General features: G+C 60.8%; 21 protein-coding genes. 5 read left to right on the top strand and 16 right to left on the bottom strand.

What is annotated here, in order from left to right:
• Positions 1 to 97 precede the first annotated feature (97 nt).
• Together BLU85_RS02115 and BLU85_RS02110 are read left to right on the top strand one after the other, a co-directional pair.
• Positions 98 to 1,180, top strand: a complete 1,083-nt coding sequence (locus BLU85_RS02115; RefSeq protein WP_092197168.1) for a catalase family peroxidase — start codon at positions 98 to 100, stop codon at positions 1,178 to 1,180.
• Positions 1,177 to 1,713, top strand: a complete 537-nt coding sequence (locus BLU85_RS02110; RefSeq protein ID WP_092197165.1) for a cytochrome b — start codon at positions 1,177 to 1,179, stop codon at positions 1,711 to 1,713. Before BLU85_RS02115 ends, BLU85_RS02110 begins: the two co-directional genes overlap by 4 nt.
• Before the next feature lie 201 nt (positions 1,714 to 1,914).
• On the opposite strand, the gene BLU85_RS02105 is transcribed toward BLU85_RS02110, so the two are convergent.
• Together BLU85_RS02105 and BLU85_RS02100 are read right to left on the bottom strand one after the other, a co-directional pair.
• Positions 1,915 to 3,066 (bottom strand): M14 family metallopeptidase, encoded by a 1,152-nt coding sequence (locus BLU85_RS02105; RefSeq protein WP_092197162.1) that lies wholly within the window; start codon positions 3,064 to 3,066, stop codon positions 1,915 to 1,917.
• Positions 3,067 to 3,561: 495 nt separating this feature from the next.
• Complete coding sequence (locus BLU85_RS02100) at positions 3,562 to 3,903, bottom strand: DUF6124 family protein (protein ID WP_092197159.1); 342 nt, start codon at positions 3,901 to 3,903, stop codon at positions 3,562 to 3,564.
• Positions 3,904 to 4,033: 130 nt separating this feature from the next.
• On the opposite strand from BLU85_RS02100, the gene BLU85_RS02095 reads away from it, so the two are divergent.
• A complete protein-coding gene (locus BLU85_RS02095) occupies positions 4,034 to 4,681 on the top strand; it encodes a LexA family protein (RefSeq protein ID WP_092197156.1) in 648 nt (215 codons plus the stop codon).
• A 29-nt stretch (positions 4,682 to 4,710) separates the two neighbouring features.
• On the opposite strand, the gene BLU85_RS02090 is transcribed toward BLU85_RS02095, so the two are convergent.
• The 4 genes from BLU85_RS02090 to BLU85_RS02075 are packed head-to-tail and all read right to left on the bottom strand — an operon-like array spanning position 4,711 to position 10,274.
• Positions 4,711 to 6,660: an acetyl/propionyl/methylcrotonyl-CoA carboxylase subunit alpha gene (locus BLU85_RS02090; RefSeq protein ID WP_092197154.1), complete on the bottom strand. Its 1,950-nt coding sequence runs from the start codon at positions 6,658 to 6,660 to the stop codon at positions 4,711 to 4,713.
• A complete protein-coding gene (locus BLU85_RS02085) occupies positions 6,657 to 7,478 on the bottom strand; it encodes a gamma-carboxygeranoyl-CoA hydratase (protein ID WP_092197152.1) in 822 nt (273 codons plus the stop codon). Before BLU85_RS02085 ends, BLU85_RS02090 begins: the two co-directional genes overlap by 4 nt.
• Positions 7,479 to 7,491: 13 nt before the next feature.
• On the bottom strand, positions 7,492 to 9,099 hold the full coding sequence (locus BLU85_RS02080) for a carboxyl transferase domain-containing protein (RefSeq protein WP_092197149.1): 1,608 nt from the start codon (positions 9,097 to 9,099) through the stop codon (positions 7,492 to 7,494).
• A gap of 11 nt (positions 9,100 to 9,110) precedes the next feature.
• Positions 9,111 to 10,274 (bottom strand): isovaleryl-CoA dehydrogenase, encoded by a 1,164-nt coding sequence (locus BLU85_RS02075; protein ID WP_092197146.1) that lies wholly within the window; start codon positions 10,272 to 10,274, stop codon positions 9,111 to 9,113.
• Between the two features lie 196 nt (positions 10,275 to 10,470).
• Between BLU85_RS02075 and BLU85_RS02070 the strand changes: the two genes are divergently transcribed.
• The gene (locus BLU85_RS02070; protein ID WP_092197143.1) at positions 10,471 to 12,168 is read left to right on the top strand and encodes an AMP-binding protein; all 1,698 of its coding nucleotides are present in this window, start codon (positions 10,471 to 10,473) and stop codon (positions 12,166 to 12,168) included.
• A 653-nt stretch (positions 12,169 to 12,821) separates the two neighbouring features.
• Here BLU85_RS02070 and BLU85_RS02065 read toward each other — a convergent pair.
• From BLU85_RS02065 to BLU85_RS02055, 3 genes are all read right to left on the bottom strand, one after another.
• On the bottom strand, positions 12,822 to 13,721 hold the full coding sequence (locus BLU85_RS02065) for a hydroxymethylglutaryl-CoA lyase (RefSeq protein WP_092197140.1): 900 nt from the start codon (positions 13,719 to 13,721) through the stop codon (positions 12,822 to 12,824).
• Positions 13,722 to 13,878: 157 nt separating this feature from the next.
• Positions 13,879 to 14,280, bottom strand: coding sequence for a MerR family transcriptional regulator (locus BLU85_RS02060; RefSeq protein WP_072405324.1), 402 nt, complete (start codon positions 14,278 to 14,280; stop codon positions 13,879 to 13,881).
• Positions 14,281 to 14,467: 187 nt separating this feature from the next.
• Positions 14,468 to 15,397: a LysR family transcriptional regulator gene (locus tag BLU85_RS02055; protein ID WP_060738293.1), complete on the bottom strand. Its 930-nt coding sequence runs from the start codon at positions 15,395 to 15,397 to the stop codon at positions 14,468 to 14,470.
• Positions 15,398 to 15,574: 177 nt separating this feature from the next.
• Between BLU85_RS02055 and BLU85_RS02050 the strand changes: the two genes are divergently transcribed.
• A complete protein-coding gene (locus tag BLU85_RS02050; protein WP_053120907.1) occupies positions 15,575 to 16,804 on the top strand; it encodes an acyl-CoA dehydrogenase in 1,230 nt (409 codons plus the stop codon).
• A gap of 218 nt (positions 16,805 to 17,022) precedes the next feature.
• On the opposite strand, the gene BLU85_RS02045 is transcribed toward BLU85_RS02050, so the two are convergent.
• From BLU85_RS02045 to BLU85_RS02015, 7 genes are all read right to left on the bottom strand, one after another.
• On the bottom strand, positions 17,023 to 17,892 hold the full coding sequence (locus BLU85_RS02045) for an isocitrate lyase/PEP mutase family protein (RefSeq protein ID WP_092197136.1): 870 nt from the start codon (positions 17,890 to 17,892) through the stop codon (positions 17,023 to 17,025).
• 181 nt (positions 17,893 to 18,073) lie between these two features.
• A complete protein-coding gene (locus BLU85_RS02040) occupies positions 18,074 to 18,256 on the bottom strand; it encodes a hypothetical protein (RefSeq protein WP_092197133.1) in 183 nt (60 codons plus the stop codon).
• A 39-nt stretch (positions 18,257 to 18,295) separates the two neighbouring features.
• Entirely contained in the window at positions 18,296 to 18,937 is a 642-nt protein-coding gene (locus BLU85_RS02035; RefSeq protein WP_092197130.1) for a cupin domain-containing protein, read from the bottom strand.
• The gene (locus tag BLU85_RS02030; protein WP_256572817.1) at positions 18,934 to 19,707 is read right to left on the bottom strand and encodes a hypothetical protein; all 774 of its coding nucleotides are present in this window, start codon (positions 19,705 to 19,707) and stop codon (positions 18,934 to 18,936) included. The genes BLU85_RS02035 and BLU85_RS02030 overlap by 4 nt, the downstream gene beginning before the upstream one ends.
• A 217-nt stretch (positions 19,708 to 19,924) precedes the next feature.
• Positions 19,925 to 20,959, bottom strand: coding sequence for an arginine N-succinyltransferase (gene astA, locus BLU85_RS02025; RefSeq protein ID WP_092197127.1), 1,035 nt, complete (start codon positions 20,957 to 20,959; stop codon positions 19,925 to 19,927).
• Positions 20,960 to 21,020: 61 nt separating this feature from the next.
• On the bottom strand, positions 21,021 to 22,037 hold the full coding sequence (locus BLU85_RS02020) for an arginine N-succinyltransferase (protein WP_092197124.1): 1,017 nt from the start codon (positions 22,035 to 22,037) through the stop codon (positions 21,021 to 21,023).
• A 111-nt stretch (positions 22,038 to 22,148) separates the two neighbouring features.
• Positions 22,149 to 23,498, bottom strand: coding sequence for an APC family permease (locus tag BLU85_RS02015; protein ID WP_092197121.1), 1,350 nt, complete (start codon positions 23,496 to 23,498; stop codon positions 22,149 to 22,151).
• Positions 23,499 to 23,543: the final 45 nt, after the last annotated feature.

The raw sequence follows: 23,543 nt of genomic DNA, 5'->3' as shown, positions 1-23,543 counted from the left end.
TGCAGGAAAAATAAATACGAGGCGTGGGAATAAACCTGCCAGGCCTTCGTCTGACAGATCCTTTCCAACAAATGGCCTCGAGCCCTGGAGCTTTCTCATGGTTGATCCTTCACCCTCGGCGAGCCGGCCGCCCTTGAGTGGCGCCGCCCTGACACTGCGCCTGAGCGGCATTGCCGTGATTGTTGCGGCGCTGGCCGGGCTGTTTGCCTACGTCAATGGCAGCCTTGACCCACAGCGTCTGACACCTGATGCACTGGTCAATGTCTTGGAAAAAAACAACGGCGTTCACCCGGGCTTTCGACGCAACCACTCGAAAGGGGCCTGCGTCGCGGGTTATTTCCAAAGCTCGGGCGAGGCCAGCGCCTATTCCAGCGCCCAGGTGTTCTCGCTGCCGCAAACGCCCGTGGTTGGGCGTTTCGCCTTGCCCAGCGGCAACCCTTATGCACCGGACGGCAGTGTGCCGATTCGCAGCCTGGCGTTGCGTTTCACCCAGGCCAACGGCCAGCAATGGCGCACCGGCATGAACAGCATGCCCGTGTTTCCGGTGGGCACTCCCGAAGCCTTCTACCAACTCCAGCAAGCCCAGTCGCCGGACCCTGCCACAGGAAAACCGAATCCCGCGGCCGTACCGGCGTTTTTTGCCGCGCATCCCGAAGCCGCGCCGTTCCTGCAATGGATCAAGACCGCCAAGCCGTCGGCCAGCTATGCCACCGAAACCTACAACGGCATCAACGCCTTCTATCTGGTCAACCCCGCCGGGCAGCGCCAGGCCGTGCGCTGGGGCGTGGTACCGCTGAGCCAGGACGCTGCCGATGCGACGCCACCCCAGGGCGCCGACTTTCTCGAGCAAGACTTGGCGAAGCGTCTCGCCGCCGGGCCGTTGCGCTGGCAACTGAACATCACCTTGGCCAACCCGGGGGACCCGGTGAACGACGCCAGCAAGGCCTGGCCCGCTGACCGCAAGGTGCTCAACGCCGGCACGCTGGTGCTGGAGCGCACCCAGGCGCAGGACAACGGCGAATGCCGCGACATCAATTATGACCCGCTGATCCTGCCCCACGGGATCGAAGGGTCTGACGATCCGCTGTTGGTCGCGCGTTCCGCTGCTTATGCCAGCTCCTATCTGCGGCGTACCAGCGAAGTAAGCCAATTGCCCACCACTCAGGAGTCCCGCCCATGAGCGCCCCTCGTCACTTCGTACCGCTGGCTCGGCTGCTGCACTGGCTGATGGCATTGATGATCATCGCCATGCTGTTTATCGGCGCCGGCATGGTCGCTTCGGTGTCCGCACGCCATGAATGGCTGCTGCAGTTGCACAAACCATTGGGCATCGCGATTTTGCTGTTGGTGATCGTGCGCCTGGTGGTGCGTTTTACTACCCGCCAACCGCCGCTGCCGGCCGATCTGCCGGGTTGGCAGGTGCTGGCGGCAAACGCCTCCCATGTGCTGTTGTACGCCTTGATGCTGGTTTTACCACTGTTGGGCTGGGGTATGATTTCGGCGGCGGGGGATCCGGTGATGCTCGGTAACTGGCTGCAACTGCCCTCGATCCTGCCCGCCCACGCCCAGACATTCGCACTGGTGCGCAAGGCCCACGGGTACCTGGCTTATTTGTTGTTCCTGACTGTGCTGGTGCATCTGGCGGCGGCGCTGTTTCACGCGTGGGTGCGCCGGGATGAGGTGTTGGACAGTATGTTGCGCGGCAAGGGCTGAAGTGGGTGAACGACTCAAAATACTGTGGGAGCGAGCTTGCTCGCGATGACGGCAGCACAGCCAACATCTCTGCAAGCTGACCCGCCGCTATCGCGAGCGGGCTCGCTCCCACAGGGATTCAGGGGACTTAGATGAGGGTGGGGGCAAAGCTTGCTCCCACCCAGCGTGTCCACTTTGGATAGGGTTGATCAGGTCGTTGGATCAGCGCAATTCGTCAACCATGGCTTCGATGGTGCTCAACACATCCTTGCCCAGCTGCATCGAACGTTTGCCGGACCAGCCGGTGATCGGGTTCGGGTGGTCGTCATGGTCCTTGAATGGCATTTCCAGGGTCAGGGACAGGCAGTCATATTTTTGCCCGACCGCGTTACAAGCCAGGGTCATGTTGGCCTGGCCCGGTTCGTCGCGGGTGTAGCCGTGAGCGGTCTGGAAGTCTTTGGTCTGGTGCTTGAGATGGCTGCGAAAGCGCGCTTCGAGTTCGGCGATGCGCGGCGTGTAGCCCGGGTTGCCTTCGCAACCGGCGGTGAAGACATGGGGAATTTCCTCATCGCCGTGAGCGTCGAGGAACAGATCGACGCCGTACTTTTCCATTTGTTGCTGTACGAAAAAGACTTCGGGGCTGATTTCCGGACTGGCGTTCTGCCAGGCGCGGTTGAGGTCCTGCCCCATGGCGTTGGTCCGCAGATGACCGTGGAACGCGCCGTCCGGGTTCATGTTTGGCACCAGGTACAGGTCGGCCTTGGCGAGCAACCGGTTCAGTTGCCCATCGTCATGCTGCTGGAGGCGTTCGATCACGCCTTCCATGAACCACTCGGCCATGTGCTCGCCGGGGTGTTGTTGGGCGATGATCCAGATTTTGCGCCGGCCTTCGGCACCGCTGCCCTTGCGCAGCAATTGAATGTCACGGCCTTCCACGCTTTTACCAACGGCCAATAGCTCGGTGCTGGCCTTGTGCTGCGCTTGTTCGATCAACCAGTCATGACGGCCACGGCTGTAGGGTTCGAAGTAGGCGAACCAGGCGTGGGGTTGTTCGGCTTCCAGATGAAAGCGCAGGGCGTCGCCTTCAAACTGGGTCGGAATGCGGAACCAATTGACGTGATCGTAGGAGGCGACGGTCTGGTAGCCCGTCCAGGCCTTGTTGTAAGACGATTGACTGGCGTTGAGCAGGCGGAAGGAGTACTCCTGGCCGACGTGCAAGCCGCTGGCCTTGAAGTGGAACCACTGGAAATGGGCGCTGCGGGTGTCGGGCCTGATCTTGAGTAACGACTGCAACGGGTTGCTGATGTCGACGACTTCGATGTTGCCGCTGTCGAAATTGGCGCTGATATCAAAGGAAGATTTAGCCACGGTCACGATTCCTGGAAAGGATTTTCATGGCCGTTACTTTACACGCAAGAAAGGGGAAACCGGGACGATTTACGTCACGTAAACGAGGGGGCGTCCTCCCTGGACGCTGAGCCAGCTTAGAGAGTCTGCAATTGATTCTCAAGTGCTGGATGTCGATAGTTTTCGGCCGTGTGGTGGGGTGACGCTTGTAAACGGATATTCATTTGCTATCATCGCCGCCAACGAATTGGCAGCACCCCAAAAGACTTCATTAGCCTGAAGACATAAGCCGAAAAATCGGCAAAAAAAGACCCGGCAAAAAGCCGGGTCAAAAACCGTGATTAGCCTGATGAGGAGATATTCCAGAAGTCCGACCTAAGGTCTTCTGGCCTATCGACTGATCTCGCGACCAGCTGATGCAATAATAATCATTATCATTTGCAAGTCAAATGATTTTATCGCATCGATTGGAAAAAATTTTCTCGTCGTCCGCGTTCGCGACGACATTCCCAAGGGTTACCGCTAGCGAGTAGGGTAGCCATCCAGGGATCGGTCAAGCATCACCTTGACCAGATCGATCATGTGTACCACCGAAAATGCCAGGTCACGGCTCGAACCATTCAACTGGTTGGCCGACTCATGGGCGGTCGCCGCTGCACAGCGCAGCAGGTCGCACGCATGGACCAGGGCTTCTTCCGCGCTGACGCTGTGGCTGACCTCGAAAAAGCGATGTTCTGCCTGGGCTGGCGAAACACCTGGTTTCAAGTAGTAATCGAGGGCGCGTTTGGCCGCCGGGCAATCCTGCAGTGAAGGGAACTTGCCGTCGAAAGGGCTGCTGGGCTGGTCTGTATTGGGTGTTTCCATGGTGATGAAAATCTCCGTGTGAGGGACTGAACGCCTGAATCCAGAATAGTACTTACCGTAATTGTGACGACAATTTAAATACTACAATTTGTGTTTTGCGGGTCGGAGCCACCCACGTATCGTGCCGCACATGGATAAATGGATAGAGTTGGTCAAGGCCAAGATGAAGGAGCTGCGCATCACGCAAGTGGTGCTCGCAGAGCGGTTGGGAATGTCCCAGGGCGGCGTCGGCCATTGGCTGACCAAGCGCCGGCAGCCCAGTGTCGACGACATGAACCGGGTCTTGCGGGAGCTGGGGCTGGAGTTTCTGGAAGTGGCCATGGTGATCCGCGAGCCGGACACCTCCACAGAAGAAGGCATGGCCCTGGCGCAGAAGTACAATCCGTACTTCCGTTACCCGGTCAGTGAGTGGCACGAGGTTGGCGAGGTTCGCGAAGGCGATCCCGGCGCCTACAGCCAGGCGCGCTACGAACTGACGGACTACCACGCCTTGGGCGATGCATTCTGGCTGGTGGTGGTGGGCGATGCGATGACCGCACCCAGTGGGTTGAGCATTCCCGAGGGCATGTCGATCCTGGTGGATCCGGCCATCGAGGCGGTGCCCGGCAAACTGGTGGTCGCCTGCCTGCCCGGTAGCAGTGACGCGACCTTTCGCAAACTGATCGAAGAGAGCGGGCAGCGTTACCTGGTTCCGCTCAATCCGACTTACCCGAAAAACCTGTACACCGAGCAATGCCGCATCATCGGTGTGGTGGTGCAGGCCACCATCAGGTTCTGACTGGATCGGCCCTGGGAGCGGGCCGATACCTATTCTTCGAACGCCACCAGGGCACTGCCCTCGCTGACCATTTCGCCTTCCTGGCAATACAGCGCCTTGATCACGCCGGCCTTGGGCGCACGAATGCTGTGCTCCATTTTCATGGCCTCCAGTACCACCAGTTGAGCCCCGGCTTCCACCGTCTGGCCGACACTCACCAAGACCCGCACGATGCTGCCGTTCATGGGCGCGGCCAGGCCGCCTTGATGGCTGTGGCTGGCGTCGGCGGCGGCCAGCGGGTCGTACAGGTCGATCCGATGCAAGTCACCTTCCCATTGCAGGTACAGGCTGTCGACCTGGCGAATGGCCCGATGGTAGCGGCGCACACCGTGGTGCTCGATCGTCAGTCGCTCACCCTCGAGTTCCGCGCAGTGGGCTGTGACGTCCAGCGTCAGCGCACGATCCTGACCTTCACAGCTCAGGTGCAGGGTGGTTTCCCTCGGCAACCCCAGGCGCATCCCGGTGGGGCTGGCCCACGGTGAGCCGGCGTCATCGCCGCGTACGTGCGGTGACAGGCTCAAGGCGACCCCTTGGGCGGCGGCGAACCAGAACGCGTCATCCAATTCGCCGGGCTCTGGCAGTAATTGCGCCTGGTAACGTGGGATAAATCCGGTGTCCAGCTCTGCCGCCGCGAAAGCGGGATGGGCGACGATTCGGCGCAGAAACCCGATATTGGTTTTCAGCCCGCCAATGACAAATTCATCGAGCATGCTCAACAGCCGCAGGCGCGCCTGCTCACGGTCTTCACCCCAGGCAATCAGCTTGCCGAGCATCGGGTCGTAGAACGGCGAGATTTCATCGCCTTCTTCAACCCCGCTGTCGACCCGCCGCCCCGGCCCGTCGGCCGACTCGCGATACAACGCCAGCCGCCCGGTGGCCGGCAGGAAATCGTTGGCCGGGTCTTCGGCATACAGCCGCACTTCGATGGCGTGACCGAGCAGCGGCACTTGCGCTTGAGTGATGGGCAATGGCTCGCCTTGGGCGACGCGGATCTGCCAGGCCACCAGGTCGAGCCCGGTGATCGCCTCGGTGACCGGATGCTCGACCTGCAACCGAGTGTTCATTTCCATGAAGAAAAACTCGCCCCGGGCATCCAGCAGGAACTCCACCGTACCGGCCCCGACATAACCGATCGCCTGGGCCGCGCGCACGGCGGCTTCCCCCATCGCCCGGCGCAGTTGCGGCGTCAGGCCGGGGGCGGGGGCTTCTTCCACGACTTTCTGGTGGCGGCGTTGGATCGAGCAATCGCGCTCGTTGAGGTACAGGCAGTTGCCGTGTTGATCGGCAAAGACCTGGATCTCCACATGGCGCGGCTTGAGCAGGTATTTTTCCACCAGCATCCGTGAATCGCCGAACGAGGACTGTGCTTCGCGCTGGGCCGAGGCCAGGGCTTCGGCCAGTTGGCTGACATCCTCGACGACTTTCATGCCCTTGCCGCCACCGCCGGCGGTGGCCTTGAGCAACACCGGGTAGCCGATGCGCTCGGCGGCATCGCGAAAGGTCTCCAGGTCCTGGGCTTCGCCGTGATAACCGGGCACCAGGGGCACGCCGGCGGTTTCCATCAGCGTCTTGGCCGCCGATTTGCTGCCCATGGCGTCGATGGCCGAAGCCGGCGGACCGAGGAAGATCAGCCCGGCGTTTTCAATCGCCCGGGCGAACCCGGCGTTCTCGGACAGAAAGCCATAACCGGGGTGGATGGCTTGGGCGCCGCTGGCTTTCGCTGCGGCGATCAGTTTGTCGATTTGCAGGTAACTGTCGGCGGCCTTGCTGCCGCCCAGGTCGACGCGAATGTCGGCTTCACGGCTGTGGCGGGCGTCACGGTCGGTGGCGCTGTGTACGGCAACGGTGGTCAGGCCCATGGCCTTGGCGGTGCGCATGACGCGGCAGGCGATTTCGCCACGGTTGGCCACCAGCAACGTGGTGAGGGCAGGGGCGCTCATCGACGCGGCTCCTTGTGATTATTCGACTCGGCTTGCCAGTTCGGCGCACGTTTTTGCAGGAAGGCGCGCAGGCCTTCCTGGCCCTCCGGGCTGACACGGATGCGGGCGATGGCGTTTTCGGTGTAGCGCCGCAGCGCCGGGGTAAGGGCGCCGTTGCCGACTTCACGCAGCAGTTCCTTGCTGGCGCGCATGGCGGCCGGACTGTTGAGCAACAGGTTGTCGATCCACTGTTCGACCCGCTGGTCCAGGGTCTCGGCCGGGTAACTTTCCGACAGCAAACCGATTTCTTTCGCACGTTGCCCGTCGAAGCGTTCAGCCGTCAGGGCATAACGACGCGCCGCCCGCTCGCCGATGGCTTGCACCACGAACGGGCTGATCACCGCCGGCGCCAGGCCAATGCGCACTTCCGACAGGCAGAACTGTGCTTCATCGGCGCCAATGGCCATGTCGCAAGCACTGATAAGCCCCAGCGCGCCGCCAAACGCCGCACCCTGAACGACGGCCAGCGTAGGAATTTTCAGTTTGGCGAGGTTGTACATCAGCTCTGCCAGTTCCCGGGCGTCATCGAGGTTGGTGTGGTAGTCGAGCTCGGCCGATTGCTGCATCCAGGCCAGGTCGGCGCCGGCGCTGAAATGCTTGCCACGACCGCGGATCAGCAGGAAGCGCAGGTTAGGATCGCTGCTGACGTGGTCCAGGGCGAGGATCAGTTCGCGGATCATTTCGGCGTTGAACGCGTTGTTTTTCGACTCGCGGCTGAGCCACAGGGTGGCAACGCCCCGTAGGTCGGTGTGCAGTTCGAGGGTGTTGAAATTGTCCATGGGCATTCCTCGTTTACATCCGGAACACGCCGAAGCGGCTCGGTTCGATAGGCGCGTTCAGTGACGCGGACAAGGCCAGGCCCAGTACATCGCGGGTCTGGGCCGGGTCGATGACGCCGTCGTCCCACAGCCGTGCGCTGGAGTAATAGGGGTGCCCCTGTTCTTCGTACTGATCGAGGATCGGTTGCTTGATCTCGGCTTCCTGCTCGGCACTGAAGGGGTGGCCACTGCGTTCGGCCTGTTCACGCTTGACCTGCACGAGTACGCCGGCCGCCTGCTCCGCACCCATCACGCCGATCCGCGCGTTTGGCCACATCCACAGGAATCGTGGGTCATAGGCGCGGCCGCACATGCCGTAGTTGCCCGCACCAAAGCTGCCACCGATGATGACCGTGAATTTCGGCACTCGCGCGCAAGCCACGGCGGTGACCAGTTTGGCGCCGTGCTTGGCGATACCGCCGGCTTCGTATTTCTGCCCGACCATGAAGCCGGTGATGTTCTGCAGGAACAGCAGCGGGATGCCGCGTTGGCAGGCCAGCTCGATGAAGTGCGCGCCTTTCTGCGCGGCCTCGGCGAAGAGAATGCCATTGTTGGCCAGGATCGCGACCGGGTAGCCATGCAAATGAGCGAAACCACACACCAGGGTCGTGCCGAACAGCGCCTTGAACTCATCGAACACCGAACCGTCCACCAGGCGCGCGATCACCTCCCGCACATCGAACGGCTGCTTGGCGTCGGCCGACACCACACCGTACAGCTCGTCACTCGAATACAGCGGGGCGATGGGCTGGCGTTGCTGCAGCTCACCGAGTTTGCGCCAGTTGAGGTTGGCCACGCTGCGGCGGGCCAGGGCCAGGGCATGTTCGTCGCTGTCGGCATAGTGATCCGCCACGCCGGAGATCTTGCAGTGCACATCGGCACCGCCCAGGTCTTCGGCACTGACCACCTCGCCGGTGGCGGCCTTCACCAAGGGTGGGCCGGCGAGGAAAATCGTCGCCTGCTGGCGGACCATGATCGCCTCGTCCGCCATGGCCGGTACATAGGCGCCACCGGCGGTGCAGGAACCCATCACCACGGCGATCTGCGGGATGCCCTGGGCGCTCATGTTGGCCTGGTTGAAGAAGATCCGGCCGAAGTGCTCGCGGTCCGGGAACACTTCATCCTGGCGCGGCAGGTTGGCGCCGCCGGAATCCACCAGGTAAATGCACGGCAAGCGATTCTGCTGGGCGATGGTCTGGGCGCGCAGGTGTTTTTTCACCGTCAATGGGTAGTAGGAGCCACCTTTGACCGTCGCGTCGTTGGCGACAATCATGCATTCGACGCCTTCCACGCGGCCGATGCCGGCAATCACGCCGGCCGCCGGCACGTCTTCGCCATAGACTTCGTGGGCCGCCAATGGGCTGATTTCCAGAAACGGCGAGCCCGGGTCCAGCAGCCGGTTGATGCGTTCACGGGGGAGCAACTTGCCCCGTGAGGTGTGCCGCTCCTGGGCCTTGAGGCCGCCGCCCTGGCGGATTTGCGCGAGCAGGGCGCGCAGGGCCTCGACGTGCCCGAGCATCGCCTCGCGGTTGGCGATGAACTCCGGCGAACGCGGGTTGAGCTGAGTGTGCAGCGTGGCCATGGTCAGCTCCGTTAGCGGGTTTCGTTGAACAGTTCGCGGCCGATCAACATCCGACGAATCTCACTGGTGCCAGCACCGATTTCGTACAGCTTGGCGTCACGCAGCAGACGACCAGCGGGGAATTCATTGATGTAGCCATTGCCCCCCAGGATCTGGATGGCGTCGAGGGCCATTTGCGTGGCGCGTTCGGCGCTATAGAGGATCACCCCGGCGGCGTCCTTGCGGGTGGTTTCACCGCGCTCGCAAGCCTGGGCCACCGCATACAGGTAGGCGCGGCTGGCGTTGAGCTGGGTGTACATGTCCGCGACCTTGCCCTGGATCAGCTGGAATTCGCCGATGCTCTGGCCGAACTGTTTGCGGTCATGGATGTAGGGCACGATCAGGTCCATGCAGGCCTGCATGATCCCGGTCGGGCCGCCGGATAGCACCACGCGCTCGTAGTCGAGGCCGCTCATCAGGACTTTCACGCCACCGTTGAGCGCGCCGAGGATGTTTTCTTCCGGCACCTCGACGTCATCGAAAAACAGCTCGCACGTGTTGGAACCGCGCATGCCGAGCTTGTCGAATTTATTGCTGCGGCTGAAGCCTTTCCAGTCGCGCTCGACGATGAAGGCGGTGATGCCGTGAGGCCCCTTTTCCAGGTCGGTCTTGGCATAGATCACATAGGTGTTGGCATCGGGACCGTTGGTGATCCAGGTCTTGCTGCCGTTGAGCACGTAACGGTCGCCACGCTTGTCGGCTCGCAGTTTCATCGAAACCACGTCGGAGCCGGCGTTCGGTTCGCTCATCGCCAAGGCGCCGACGTGTTCGCCGCTGATCAGCCTGGGCAGGTACTTGGTTTTCTGTTCGTGATTGCCGTTGCGGTTGATCTGGTTCACGCAGAGGTTGGAGTGGGCGCCGTAGGAGAGGGCGACCGAGGCCGAGCCGCGGCTGATTTCCTCCATCGCCACCACGTGGGCCAGATAGCCCAGGCCAGCGCCGCCGTATTCTTCCGGTACGGTGATGCCCAGCAGGCCCATGTCACCGAACTTGCGCCACATGTCGGCGGGAAACAGGTTGTCGATATCGATCTGCGCTGCCCGGGGGGCCAGCTCGGCCTTGACGAAGGCCTGCACCTGGTCGCGCAACATGTCGATGGTTTCGCCGAGGGCAAAGTTCAGGGAAGGGTAGCTCATGGGACACCTTTGGCTTTTTTATCGGGTGCGGAGAGCGAGGAGTGGCTCTCACCTTTACGTTAACGTAAGCGTGTGGCGACAGGCTGTCAATCGACCTTTACGTTAACGTCAACTTGGTCCAGAGTAAGTGCCCAGAAAGGCATGTTGTTGCATCAGGTTACCGCTACACCCACTAATAAAGACAAGAGGGGGCGTTATGGATCAACCCGGTTTGCGTTCGCAGCTCAGCTACACCCGTGGTTCCGCAGCCAAGGCCTTGCTGGCCCAAACCATCGGCGAGGTTTTCGACCAGACGGTGGCCCGTTATCCGGAGGGCGAGGCGTTGGTGGTTCGCCATCAATCGCTGCGCTATACCTGGCAACAACTGGCCGAGGCCGTCGATCTGCATGCCCGAGCCTTGTTGGCGCTAGGCTTGAAAACCGGCGATCGCCTCGGTGTGTGGGCGCTCAATTGCGCCCAGTGGTGTATCAGCCAGTTCGCCAGTGCGAAGCTCGGCGTGATTCTGGTCAACATCAATCCGGCTTATCGCGTTTCCGAACTCGAGTACGTGCTCAAACAATCAGGATGCCAATGGCTGGTGTGCGCCGGCGCGTTCAAGGCCTCTGATTATCACGCCATGCTGCAAGCGTTGGCACCGGAGCTGGCGGAGCAACCGATCGGCCAGATGCAGAGCGAGCGCCTGCCGGAGTTGCGCGGCGTGATCAGCCTCGATCCCCGGCCACCCTCAGGCTTCCTGCCCTGGTCGCAACTGGCCGCCCTGGGCGCGGCGGTAACGCCTGGACAACTGGCCGAGCGTCAATCCAGCCTGCACTTCGATCAGCCGGTGAATATCCAGTACACCTCCGGCACCACGGGCTTTCCCAAAGGCGCAACCCTCAGCCATCACAACATTCTCAACAACGGGTATATGGTTGGTGAAAGCCTGGGCCTGACGGCTGGCGACCGGCTGGTGATCCCGGTGCCGCTCTACCATTGCTTCGGCATGGTCATGGGTAACCTGGGCTGCATGACCCATGGCAGCACCATGATCTACCCCAACGATGCCTTCGACCCATTGCTGACGCTCAAGGCTGTGGCCGAGGAAAAAGCCACTGCATTGTATGGCGTGCCCACGATGTTCATCGCCCTGCTGGACCAGCCGCAGCGAGGCGACTACGACCTGTCCAGCCTGCGCACGGGCATCATGGCCGGGGCCACCTGTCCCATCGAAGTGATGCGACGGGTCATCAACGAAATGCACATGGCCGAAGTGCAGATTGCCTACGGCATGACGGAAACCAGCCCGGTGTCGTTGCAGACCGGTCCTTCAGACGAACTGGAGTTGCGTGTAACCACCGTCGGCCGCACCCAGCCGCAGCTGGAAAGCAAGATTATCGATGAGGCGGGCAATCTCGTCCCGCGTGGCGCTGTCGGTGAATTGTGTACCCGTGGCTACAGCGTGATGCTCGGCTACTGGAACAACCCCAAGGGCACCGCCGATGCCATCGACCCGGATGGCTGGATGCACACCGGCGACTTGGCGACCATGGATGAGCAGGGCTACGTCTGCATCGTCGGGCGCAACAAGGACATGATCATCCGTGGTGGGGAGAATATTTACCCCCGTGAGCTGGAGGAGTTCTTCTTCACCCACCCGGCGGTGGCGGACGTGCAAGTGATCGGCATCCCGTGTCCACGCTATGGCGAAGAAGTCGTGGCGTGGATCAAGTTTCATCCTGGCCACAGCGCCACTGAGCAAGAGCTGCAAGGCTGGTGCAAGGAGCGCATCGCCCACTTCAAGACGCCGCGTCATTTCAAATTCGTCGAAGAGTTTCCAATGACCGTGACCGGCAAGGTCCAGAAATTTCGCATGCGCGAGATCAGTATCGAAGAACTGCGCGGTAAGCAAAGCTAACCCCAATACTGTGGGAGCGAGCTTGCTCGCGATGGCGGTGGGATAGTTGACAGATAGGTTGGCTGTGTCGCCGTCATCGCGAGCAAGCTCGCTCCCACAGGGGGAAATGTGAAATCCGGGAAAGCACAAAGGGGAGCCGAAGCTCCCCTTTAATTTTGTCGTCGCGTGCTCTTTTTTATTATTGAGGGGCGGCCTGTTGTTGTTTTTGGTAGCCGTGGCCCTTTACCGCTGTTTTTGGCGATCCCCATCCGGGATCAAGAGCAAACGTATTTTTTTGAGCGCTGATCTGCTTTTTCGCCTGGCGATCCAACCGATTCGGGAGCTACCTGAAGGTAGTTTTATTGTTCTCTGCCCGGTTGCGGGTTGCTCCTGGAAGCACCCTGAAAAGCACATCTTCTCCAAAAAAATCTGTTAGCTGCGTCTCTGCCGTGTTGTTTTTGTTATGTCAGAGTCGTTTCGTCTTGTTTTTATTGGGTTTGCTGCGTTTTTTTATTCTTGTTATGCAAGAGATATAGCAGGTGGCGTGCCAACTTTTAAAAGTCTATATAAATCAAATGCTTGTGGTTTTTGCCTGAAAAGTCTGACCGACAAAACCTGACAAATTGTTTCCGTGTTACTCGTTTCGCCCCTGTTACAAAGCCGGCGGTAACACCTCAGTGTGCGTTGCGGGCCTTGGCCACGCGCGAACCCGTCGGGCGGCCGAGCACATCACAAATCTGTCGGCCCGCGGCGATCAGTGCGTCCAGGTCGACACCGGTTTCGATACCCAACCCATCGAGCAGGTACAGCACGTCTTCGGTGGCGACGTTACCGCTGGCGCCCTTGGCGTACGGGCAACCGCCAAGGCCGGCGATGGAGCTGTCGAACACCGCGATGCCTTCCAGCAGGCTGGCGTAGACATTGGCCATGGCCTGGCCGTAGGTATCGTGGAAGTGTCCAGCGAGTTTGTCCCGGGGCACTTCGGCGCCTACCACTTCGAATAGCCTGCGTGTGGCGCCAGCGGTACCTGTGCCGATGGTGTCGCCCAGGGAAACCTCGTAGCAGCCCATCGCATACAGCTCCCGGGCGACCCACGCCACCTGCTCAGGCTTGACCGCCCCTTCATAGGGGCAACCCAGCACGCAGGACACGTAGCCGCGCACACTGACACCGTGCTGTTTTGCGGCCGCCATGATCGGCGCGAAGCGCTCCAGGCTGTCCTTGATGGAGCAGTTGATGTTGCGCTGGGAAAACGCTTCGGACGCGGCGGCGAACACCGCCACCTCTTTCACGCCCGCCGCCAGCGCATCTTCAAACCCCCGCAGGTTCGGCGCCAGGGCGGCATAGGTCACACCGGGCTTGCGCTGGATCTGCGCGAACACCTCGGCGGACCCGGCCATTTGCGGCACCCACTTGGGCGAGACGAAACTGCCGACCTCTATATAGCCCAGGCCGGCGGCGCTCAGGGCATCCACCAGGCGCACCTTGTCGGCGACGCTGATGGGTTGTGCTTCGTTCTGCAGTCCGTCGCGGGGGCCGACTTCGATCAAGCGTACAAAGGAGGGGAGGGACATGGGGATTGACCTGTAGTGAGTTGCCAATGATGTCGAGACCGATGATGTATCCCTTGTGGGAGCGAGCCTGCTCGCGATAGCGGTATGTCAGTCAACATCGATGTTGTCCGTTGTATCGCTATCGCGAGCAGGCTCGCTCCCACAGGGGCAGGTTGTGTTACTGGACGATTTCCTCGCCCTCGATCGTCTGCTCCAACGCCTGGATACAGCGTTCTTCGGCGGTGTCGAGTTCCAGCTTCATCTGTTCGATGTCCAGCAATTGCTGTTCGAGCTGTTCCCGGCGCTCGGCGATTTTCGCCAGCATGCTGTGCAACTGTTTCTGATTGCCGCTGGAGGGGTCGTAGAGTTCGATCAACTCGCGGCACTCGGCCAGGGAAAAGCCAATGCGCTTGCCGCGCAGGATCAGTTTCAGGCTGACCTTGTCCCGCGGCGAATAAATGCGCTCCTGGCCCCGTCGCTCCGGGCTCAACAGGCCTTGTTCTTCATAGAAACGGATGGCCCGGGTGGTGATATCCAATTCGCGGGCGAGGTCGGAGATGCTGTAGGTCTGGCTGCTCATGGAAGCGCTCGAAACGAAAGGGGCTGGCGTTAAGCTAAAGGCAGGTTGACGTTCGCGTCAAGCAATGAGGTTCTGCACACAAAACCTGTGGGAGCGAGCTTGCTCGCGATGGCGTCGGATCAGTCACCATGGATATTGGCCGGTCTACCGCTATCGCGAGCAAGCTCGCTCCCACCGTTTCGATCTCTTAAACCTTATCGAGCTTCTTCTCATGGGCCGTCACCTGTTGGCACAGCTCGATCATCTGCTCGCGCATCCAGCGGTTGGCCGGGTCCTGGTCGGTGCTTTCGTGCCAGTAGAGGTGGGTCTCCACCGGTGGCACGTCGTTGACCGGGAGCAGGAAGGCATGCAAATCGTGACGCCGTGCAAAGCGCTCGGGGACGGTCATGACCATGTCGGTCTGCTGCAGCACCTGGGAGGCCATCAGGTAATGCTGGGAACGCAGGGCGATCTTGCGCTGGATGCCCATCTTGCCGAGGGCCAGGTCGACGTACCCCAGCCCGTTGCGGCGGCTGGAAATGTGCACGTGGGTCTGGGCCAGGTAATCATCGAGGGTGATCTTTTCCTTGCCCGCCAGCGGATGGCCCTTGCGCATGGCGCACACGTAGCGATCTTCCATCAACTTGACGTGGCGTACCTGTGGGTCGGTGTTGAGCGGCGCGTCCACGGCGAAGTCGAGGCGGCCAGCGGCCAGTTCCTTGGTGGTTTCACGGCGCTTGGACAGGAAGCTCTCGATCGCCACGGTCGGCGCCAGGCGGCGCAGGCGCTGGAACAGCAGCGGCAGGATCACGCCTTCGGTGAGGTCGGTCATGCTGATGCGGTAGGTCTTGACGGCCTGCAGCGGGTTGAATATCCGGCTTTCCTGCACCGACACCCGCAGCAGCGACAAGGCATTGCGCACCGGGCCGATGATGTTCTGGGCCATGGGCGTCGGCACCATCCCTTGGGCGGTGCGCACGAAGAGCGGGTCGTTGAAGGTCTCGCGCAGACGCGCCAGGGCATTGGACACGGCTGGCTGAGTGATGCCGACGATCTGCCCGGCGCGGGTCAGGTTGGCTTCGGTGTAGATCGCATCGAAGACAATGAAAAGGTTGAGGTCGACCTTGCTCAGATTCATGGCGCTGCACTCTTGTTCTTGGGCTTGTTGTGAGGTGCCGGGTGGCGATGCGAATCAGTGAAACATATATCGGTGATGAATGTTAATACACGCCGAGAATAGGTTAGGTAAATTTTCGTAGCTGAACTAGCATCGATTTCATGACCTAAAACAACCTCTGCCAAGAAGGTGCTGCTCATGGATTTTGCCTATTCCCCCAAGGTTCAGGAACTGCGTGAACGCGTCACGGCGTTCATGGACGCCTACGTCTACCCGGCCGAAGCGGTGTTCGAACGACAAGTGGCCGAGGGCGACCGCTGGCAACCCACGGCCATCATGGAAGAGCTCAAGGCCAAGGCCAAGGCAGAAGGCCTGTGGAACCTGTTCCTGCCGGAGTCCGAGCTGGGCGCCGGCCTGACCAATCTGGAATATGCGCCGCTGGCAGAGATCATGGGGCGCTCGCTGCTGGGGCCGGAGCCGTTCAACTGCTCGGCGCCGGACACCGGCAACATGGAAGTGCTGGTGCGCTACGCCAACGAAGAACAGAAGCAACGCTGGCTCGAGCCGCTGTTGCGCGGCGAGATTCGTTCGGCCTTCGCCATGACGGAGCCGGACGTGGCCTCTTCGGACGCCACCAACATGGCTGCCCGCGCCGAGCGTGACGGCGACCAGTGGGTGATCAACGGCAAGAAATGGTGGACCTCGGGTGCCTGCGACCCGCGCTGCAAGATCCTGATCTTCATGGGCCTGAGCAACCCCGATGCGCCGCGCCATGCCCAGCACTCGATGATCCTGGTCCCGGTGGACACCCCCGGGGTCAAGATCGTCCGGCCGTTGCCGGTGTTTGGCTACGACGATGCGCCTCACGGGCATGCCGAAGTGCTGTTCGATAACGTGCGGGTGCCATACGAAAACGTCCTGCTGGGCGAAGGCCGCGGTTTTGAAATAGCCCAGGGTCGACTCGGTCCAGGCCGGATTCACCATTGCATGCGTTCCATCGGCATGGCCGAACGCGCCTTGGAATTGATGTGCAAACGTGCCGTCAGCCGCACCGCCTTCGGCCAGCCGTTGGCGCGCCTGGGCGGTAACATCGATAAGATCGCCGACTCGCGGATGGAGATCGACATGGCGCGCCTGCTGACGTTGAAGGCGGCATACATGATGGACACGGTGGGCAACAAGGTGGCGAAAAGTGAAATCGCCCAGATCAAGGTCGTCGCGCCGAACGTGGCCTTGAAGGTCATCGACCGGGCGATCCAGATCCACGGTGGCGCGGGGGTTTCCAACGATTTCCCGCTGGCCTACATGTACGCCATGCAGCGCACCCTGCGCCTGGCCGACGGCCCGGATGAAGTCCACCGCGCGGCTATCGGCAAGTTCGAGATCGGCAAGTACGTGCCCAAGGAGATGTTGCGTAGCGGCCGTTGAAGGCCTGTTTCACCCTGGCAACGCCATCGCGCTTACTACCAACCCACTGTGGGTCTGCTCGTGATGGCGTTGGCACATTGCAAGCTGGACCACCGCTATCGCGAGCAAGCTCGCTCCCACAGGGGAGTGTGGGGTGTGCCCGAGATAGATGTCGCACCGCAAACCCACTGTGGGAGCGAGCTTGCTCGCGATGGTGGCCCCCAGGACAGTGAGCCTTCTTACTCCTTGACGCTCATGTACTCCTCGGCCCAACGGATGTAGTCCTCGGGCTGGGTGTAGGTGTGGGTCAGTTCGGTGGCGCTGAGGTCCGACGCCTGGGTGAAGATCTGCCGTTGTTCGCGAAGGCTGTCGTAGGTGGCCTTGATCGCGGCGAAGTAGGCGCCATGGCCATCGATGGTCACGCGTACGCCCAGGTCCGCCAGGCGCTTGTCGTCGCGCAGCAGCGGATTGCCGTAGGTGACAAGCATCAACGGCACCTTCAGGTTTTCACTGATTTTTTCCAGATGATCGAAGTCCTGCACGCCCACCATGCAAATCCCGTCGGCCCCGGCACGCTCATATTGCTGGGTCCGGCTGATGATTTCCTGAACCGGCAAGATCCCGGCGTTGGTCCGGGCGATGATCGCCATTTCCGGATCGACGCGTGCCTCCAGCGCTGCCCGAATCTTGCCGACGCCTTCGGCTACGCCGATCAGGTCGGTGGATTTACGTCCGAACTGGGCCGGCAGCAAGGTGTCTTCGATGGTCAGCGCCGCGACGCCGGCCCGTTCCAGTTCGATGATGGTGCGCATCACGTTCAGGGCATTGCCGTAGCCATGATCGGCGTCGGCAATGACCGGTAACTGGGCCACGCGACCGATACGGGTGGCCTGTTCGGCAAATTCGCTGAGGGTGATCAGGGCGAAGTCCGGCGCGCCCAATACTTGCAACGACGCGACCGAGCCTCCCAGGATGCCTACTTCAAAACCCAGGTCGGCGGCGATGCGCGCCGACATCGGGTCAAACACCGAGGCGGTGTGGTAGCAGGTCTTGGAAGCCAGCAGTTGACGAAAGTTACGACGCAAATCTTGATGGGAAAGCCTGGACATATGAGTTCCACCAATGGAATGGAAAGGCTTGAGCAAAAGTGTCAACGCCGAAAGATCCAAAGGCTATCACGTGGCAAGCGCAAAGATGATGACGAATGTGCATGGGCGATGTTTTCGCTGCATGGGAAAGGCCGCAAACCCGGTCGGTCTGCGGCCAGCGAAAGCATCCTTGGTGGGTCGCTCAGTCCGAGGTTGGCATGCTCCACAGTTGCTTGATCTCGTGGATGTTTGCAACGTTGAAGCGAGTGGGGAACCCGGGGATTGTGCAGTGGGTTTCGTTGATCAACTGCGTTGCGGTGTCGATCACCTGGGTGCTGGCTCGCAACAAGGGCGTTTCATCCCAGTCTTGCATCAGGTCATTCATGGCATTTTCCTTCTTTTTAAATGCCGGACAACGAAACGACTATCCGGTGTTGAGTAATGACAATGTGTCTGTGAATAACGCGATTTCTTGCGTCGCTACACCCGGGTAAAGTGGTCGGTAGTTTTTATCGAAACACCAGGCTTCATCGAGTTTGAGCCAATGTTGCGGGTGAACGAGCAGGCTCAATGACGCCGACATCGACATCGGCGGGATCTGTCTATGGATTTCTTTGAGTGCTGGCATGTACAGCACTTCGCCGGGTGCAAGTTTTAGTCGTCGCTCTTTACCCAGGCGCGGTCTCTTATTCTTTTCCAACGGTAGGTCGTCGAGTATCTCGCGGGTGATAGTGGTATAACCGTCACCGCTGTAGCCGACGGCATAAATCTCGAAGTCGTGACTGTGGTTCAGGTTATAGATGAAAGTTTCTTTTTCATCAGCCGTTGCTGCCGGTGCCCAGAAATTCAAGCGAAGGCTGAACGAGTCATTGCGGTGCAGGACAAACCCATAGGCGTTATAGAGGCGGCTGCGTGTATCAAAGCCGTCTCGTTGGATCGTGGCATGCAGATGATCGCTCAACAAAGTGCGATTCTTGGCCAACTGCCGCAGGTCTTCGATAATCCGGGGTTTATCTCGTCGCAGGTCATGGTTTTTCAACCGTTCGACAAAGGCTTCCAGCTTCATGCCGCCTGCTCGAACGGTTGGAGCAAGTTGTCCAGGCGCGAATCCCGGTGTTTTTTCAGCAACGGGATGTAGCTCAAGGCGTCCTGGGGATTGGCCCGGTAGAGCATCTGGAAGGCTTTCCACGCCAAGGCCGGGTGATAGTGGTAGACCAGCTCCCCGGCGACGCGGCGGCGTTCGGGGTCTTGAACCGTTTCGAGCAGTTCCAGGCTCACCAGGTAGCGGGCGGCGCTGTCGTCATGGGGCAGCCAGGCGACCTTGCGTAACGAAGCACGATCGAATACGCCGATGTCTGCGCTCCTGTCCGGCAGATTGACCCTGCCTATCAGCCCGGTGTTCGTTTGCGCAGGGCGGCAATAGTCAAAGAGTGTCTGGCTGCCGTCGATCACCAGCGGGTTGTTTTTATCTATGCGTACGGTGTCGGCCTTTTCAAGCCGAGGCCCCTTGAGGGTATATCGCTGTACCTCGAAGGGTCGATCAACGGCAAACAGAATACTCTGGCCGGGTATTGAATACACTTGCGAAGAGACACCGATGGATGTCAGAGCCTTGATGCTGATATTGCCAATGTTCGTGCAATGCAACGTGATGGTGGCCGTGTGCAAGTTGGTAATATTCATGATGGCTGCACGTCGAGAACGGGCATCGGCAAAGGTTGGCTGGCTGTTCAGCTCGGCAATTAATTGGTTGATTTGCGCGGTCATGTCCAATGTTTTTATTTGTGCTGCGATCTCTTCAGGCGGCAGGTACTTGGAAATCAGAGTCTTGATCATGAGCGGGTTCGTTAAAGCAGGGCGATGGGCACAAGTATGGTTTTGGGAGGGGGTGGAGGCAATTATGGAATTGTGGGGAAGTATTGCCGATAAGCAATACTTGAGTTGTTAAAGCGGCAGCACGGGCAACTCGGTAACGCTACGCTTTTGGCAGGACGATAAGACCGGCCGCCGGGGCGGCGGTGATCGGACATTGGTTTACGAGGCGCGAGAAAGGTTATGCCGCCACGGCCTGCTGCCCCTGCCTGAGCAGCGCCACGGCGCGCACCGTATCACCCGGTTGCACTTGCAGGCGTTTGGCGGTGAGGCGATCGACGAGAAGGCTGTTGCCATGCAGGCGTGCGCGTGCGCTGGTGACGCGGCAGTTTTCCAGGCGCCGGTTGTGGATCAGCCAGACCGGTGCTTGTTCGTCCGGAGTGCCAATGGCCAGGGTCAGCGCCTGGCTGTCGCGTACGCTGCGGATTTTCGACACCGGCGCTTCGATCACCGGGCCGCCGTCGAAAATGTCGATGTATCCCCTATGGCTGAAACCTTCGGCATTGAGGATCTTCAGGGCTGGTTCGGTGTTCGGGTGAGCCTTGCCGATCACTGCCTGGGCCTGTTCGGTGAGCAGGCAGGTGTACAGCGGCTGGCGCGGCATCAGCTCGGCGATGAACGACTTGTTGCCCATCCCGGACAACTGGTCGGCGTAGCTGAAATCCTTCTGGAAAAAATGCCGTCCCAGGCTGTCCCAGAACGGCGAACAGCCTTGTTCGTCGGCATGGCCCCGCAGCTCGGCAATAAGTTTTTCGCCGAACAGCTGGGAAAACTCGGCCACGAACAGCAGACGCGCCAGGGACAGCAGGCGCCCGTTGTACCCGTGGCGTTGCTCGGGGTGCAGGAACAACGAGCAGATTTCCGATTGCCCGGACATCTCGTTGTTGAGAAACAGCGTAGGGATCTGCCGCTGGATTCCCAACTCCGGCGCCGAGCTGACCGTGACCCCGACCCGATAGTTGTACCAGGGCTCACGCAGCCCCACCGCCCCGGTCAGGGCGCTGATACCTACCACCTGCCGGTCATCGTCTTCGAGCACGAACAGGTAGTCGGCGTCGGCACGTTCGACTTGGCCGGCGAAGGTCCGCTGGGCCCAGCGAATGCGGTGGGCCAGGCGCTCTTCGTTGGCCGGCAGGCTGGTAAACCCCGGGCCCGCGCAACGGGCCAGGTCCAGCAAGGCAGGCAGATCGGTGATGGCCACCGGACGGACAATCATGATGCAGCTCCTTCATCGTGTCGGTCCAAACGTCGGTGCAGGCCATGGCATCGCGTGAGGTTCATAGGGCAATCACCCGGATCCGCGCGCCATCCCGGATGTCCAGGGCCGTCAGCATGGCGGGCGACAGGGCCACCGGGCCGTCGGCGCCGACGTCCAGCTCGGCGACGATGGCCCGGTAGTTGCCTAGGTGCTCGTTGCTCACCAGGTACAGGCCCCGTGCATCAATCTGCGAGTTCTGCCAGGCCGTAGTGGTGCGACTGTGGGCGATGGAACGGATATTGGCGATACGGGCATGCAAGGTCGGCCCGCCGTCGAAGAGGTCGACGTAGCTGTTGGTCTCGAAACCCTCGCGCTCGAGGATGTCGAAGGCTTCCTGGCCGTCGGGATGCACCCGGCCGATGCAGGCCTGGGCTGCGGGCGGCAGCATGGGCACGTAGATCGGGTACTGCGGCATCAGCTCGGCGAGGAAGGTCCGGCTTTGCAAGCCACACAACCGTTCGGCTTCGACGTAGGGCAGGTCGAAGAAGTGCTGGCCGATGGCGTCCCAGAAGGGCGACTGGCCGTCTTCGCTGCTGAAACCGACGATTTCGGTGATGACCGATTCGGCAAAACGCTGGGGGTGGGCGGCGATGAACAACAGCCGGGCCCGGGACAGCAGCTCTGATTCCGGCGTGCGCACCCGTTCGGCATCGATGTGGAAGCCACGCAGCAGTGTTTGCCCGTTGAGGTCCTGGCACAGCGACAACGCAGGTACGCCGTGCTGGATGTTCAACTCCCGGGATTCGCTGGAAAACGGGCGGTTGCGCAGGCTGTAGAACGGTTCGTTGCAACCGGTGCTGGAGAGGATTTCCGAACAACCGACCAGGCGCCCGGATTCCAGGTCCTGCAAGACGAAAAAGTAATTCTCTGCCCCCGGCCCGTGCGCCTCGGCTGCGAACGAGGCGCACGAGTCGAGGATTTTTTCCTCCAGCCGCCGGGTATCGTCCGGCAGCGACGTGACGCCCACCAGGCTGTCACGGGCCAGTCGTTGCAGTTGCGGCAGATCGGCTAATTGAACTGGACGTAAGGCCAGCATGGATTGCACTCCTGTTCCCAGAGAACCCGGTGACCGGCACCGGGCTTGACGATCACTGTCGATGTCCACGCGTTACAACCATGGCTGGCCGAACCCTTCGACCGCCATTTCTCATTGACCCGCCGGATCGGGCAGGGCGGTACGACTGCCGAATTTGTTGAGCAGGCACAAATAGACCACACCCGCGGCGATCCAGATCAGGCCGAGTTTCTGCGCGGCCACGCCCATGTTGTACATGATGGCCGCGACGATCACGAAGCCGACCAGTGGGCAGATCAAGTGACGAATCAATTGGCCGGACCGCTGGCGGCGCCAGTAATGGTTGATGACGGTGATGTGCAGCAACATGAAGCCGCTCAGGGCGCCGAAGTTGACCAGGGAGGTCAGGGTGTCCACGGCGTTGATGAACAGGTAGCAGATCAGCAACGACAGCACCGCCACCAGGTAGATACTCATGTAGGGGGTGTTGTGTTTCGGATGGACCTTGGCCAGCACCTTGGGCAACTGGCCGTCCCGGGCCATGCCGAACAACAGGCGCGACACCGCTGCCTGGGAGGTGATCGCCACCGCTACACCCCAGGCCAGGGCGGTGGCCACTGCGGTCAAGGTGGCCAGCCAACCGCCGGCCGCCAATTCGGCGATTTCATAGAAGGCGGTATCGGCGGACTTGAAGCCCATGCCGGCTGCCAGATCGGTGGCGATCCAGGTCTGCACCACGAAAATCGCCCCCATCACCAGCAAGGTCACCAAGGCGGCCTTGCCGACGCTGCGGCCCGGGTCGCCCTTGATTTCTTCGGCCAGGGTGGAAATGGCGTCGAAGCCCAGGAACGACAGGACCGCGATGGACACGGCTTGCATCAGCAGGGCGAAGTTGAAGTGTTCCGGGCTGTACAGCGGCGCCAGGGTCAATTGGCCATGTCCGGTCCCACCGTGCAGGGCATTCCAGGCGTAGAACAGGAAAATCCCCAGCACCACCAACTGTGCCAGCAGGAAAATGATGTTCATCCGCGCGGTGAACGTGATACCCCGCAGGTTGACGAAGGTCGCGCTCACCAGGAATGCCAGGATGAAACCGACCTTGGGAATGTCCGGGTACAAATGGTTCAGCGCCATGGCGGCGTAGACATAGAGCAGCGGCGGGATCAGCAGGTAGTCCAGCAGCATCAGCCAGCCAGCGATGAACCCGACGTGTGGGTTAAGGCCTCGTTGCGCGTAGGAATAGACCGAACCTGCCACCGGAAAGGCCCGGGCCATGCTGCCGTAGCTCAAGGCGGTAAACAGCATCGCCACCATGCCGATGATGTACGCCAGCGGTACCATCCCTGGGGCTTCGGCGTTGACGTAGCCATACACGCCGAACGGTGCGATGGGGATCATGAAAATCATCCCGTATACCACCAGGTCTGTCAGCGACAGGCCGCGTTTCAATTCCTGCTTGTAGCCAAATGCCTCAATGCTCATGAGCCGTTTTCCTTTTCAGCTGTGTGGGTTGCGCTTGCTTGCTGT

Origin of the sequence: Pseudomonas sp. NFACC14 (assembly GCF_900106885.1) — a bacterium.
GTDB lineage: Bacteria > Pseudomonadota > Gammaproteobacteria > Pseudomonadales > Pseudomonadaceae > Aquipseudomonas > Aquipseudomonas fluorescens_AA.
Note: the sequence above shows the minus strand (reverse complement) of the source record. Positions and strands in the feature narration are given on the sequence as shown.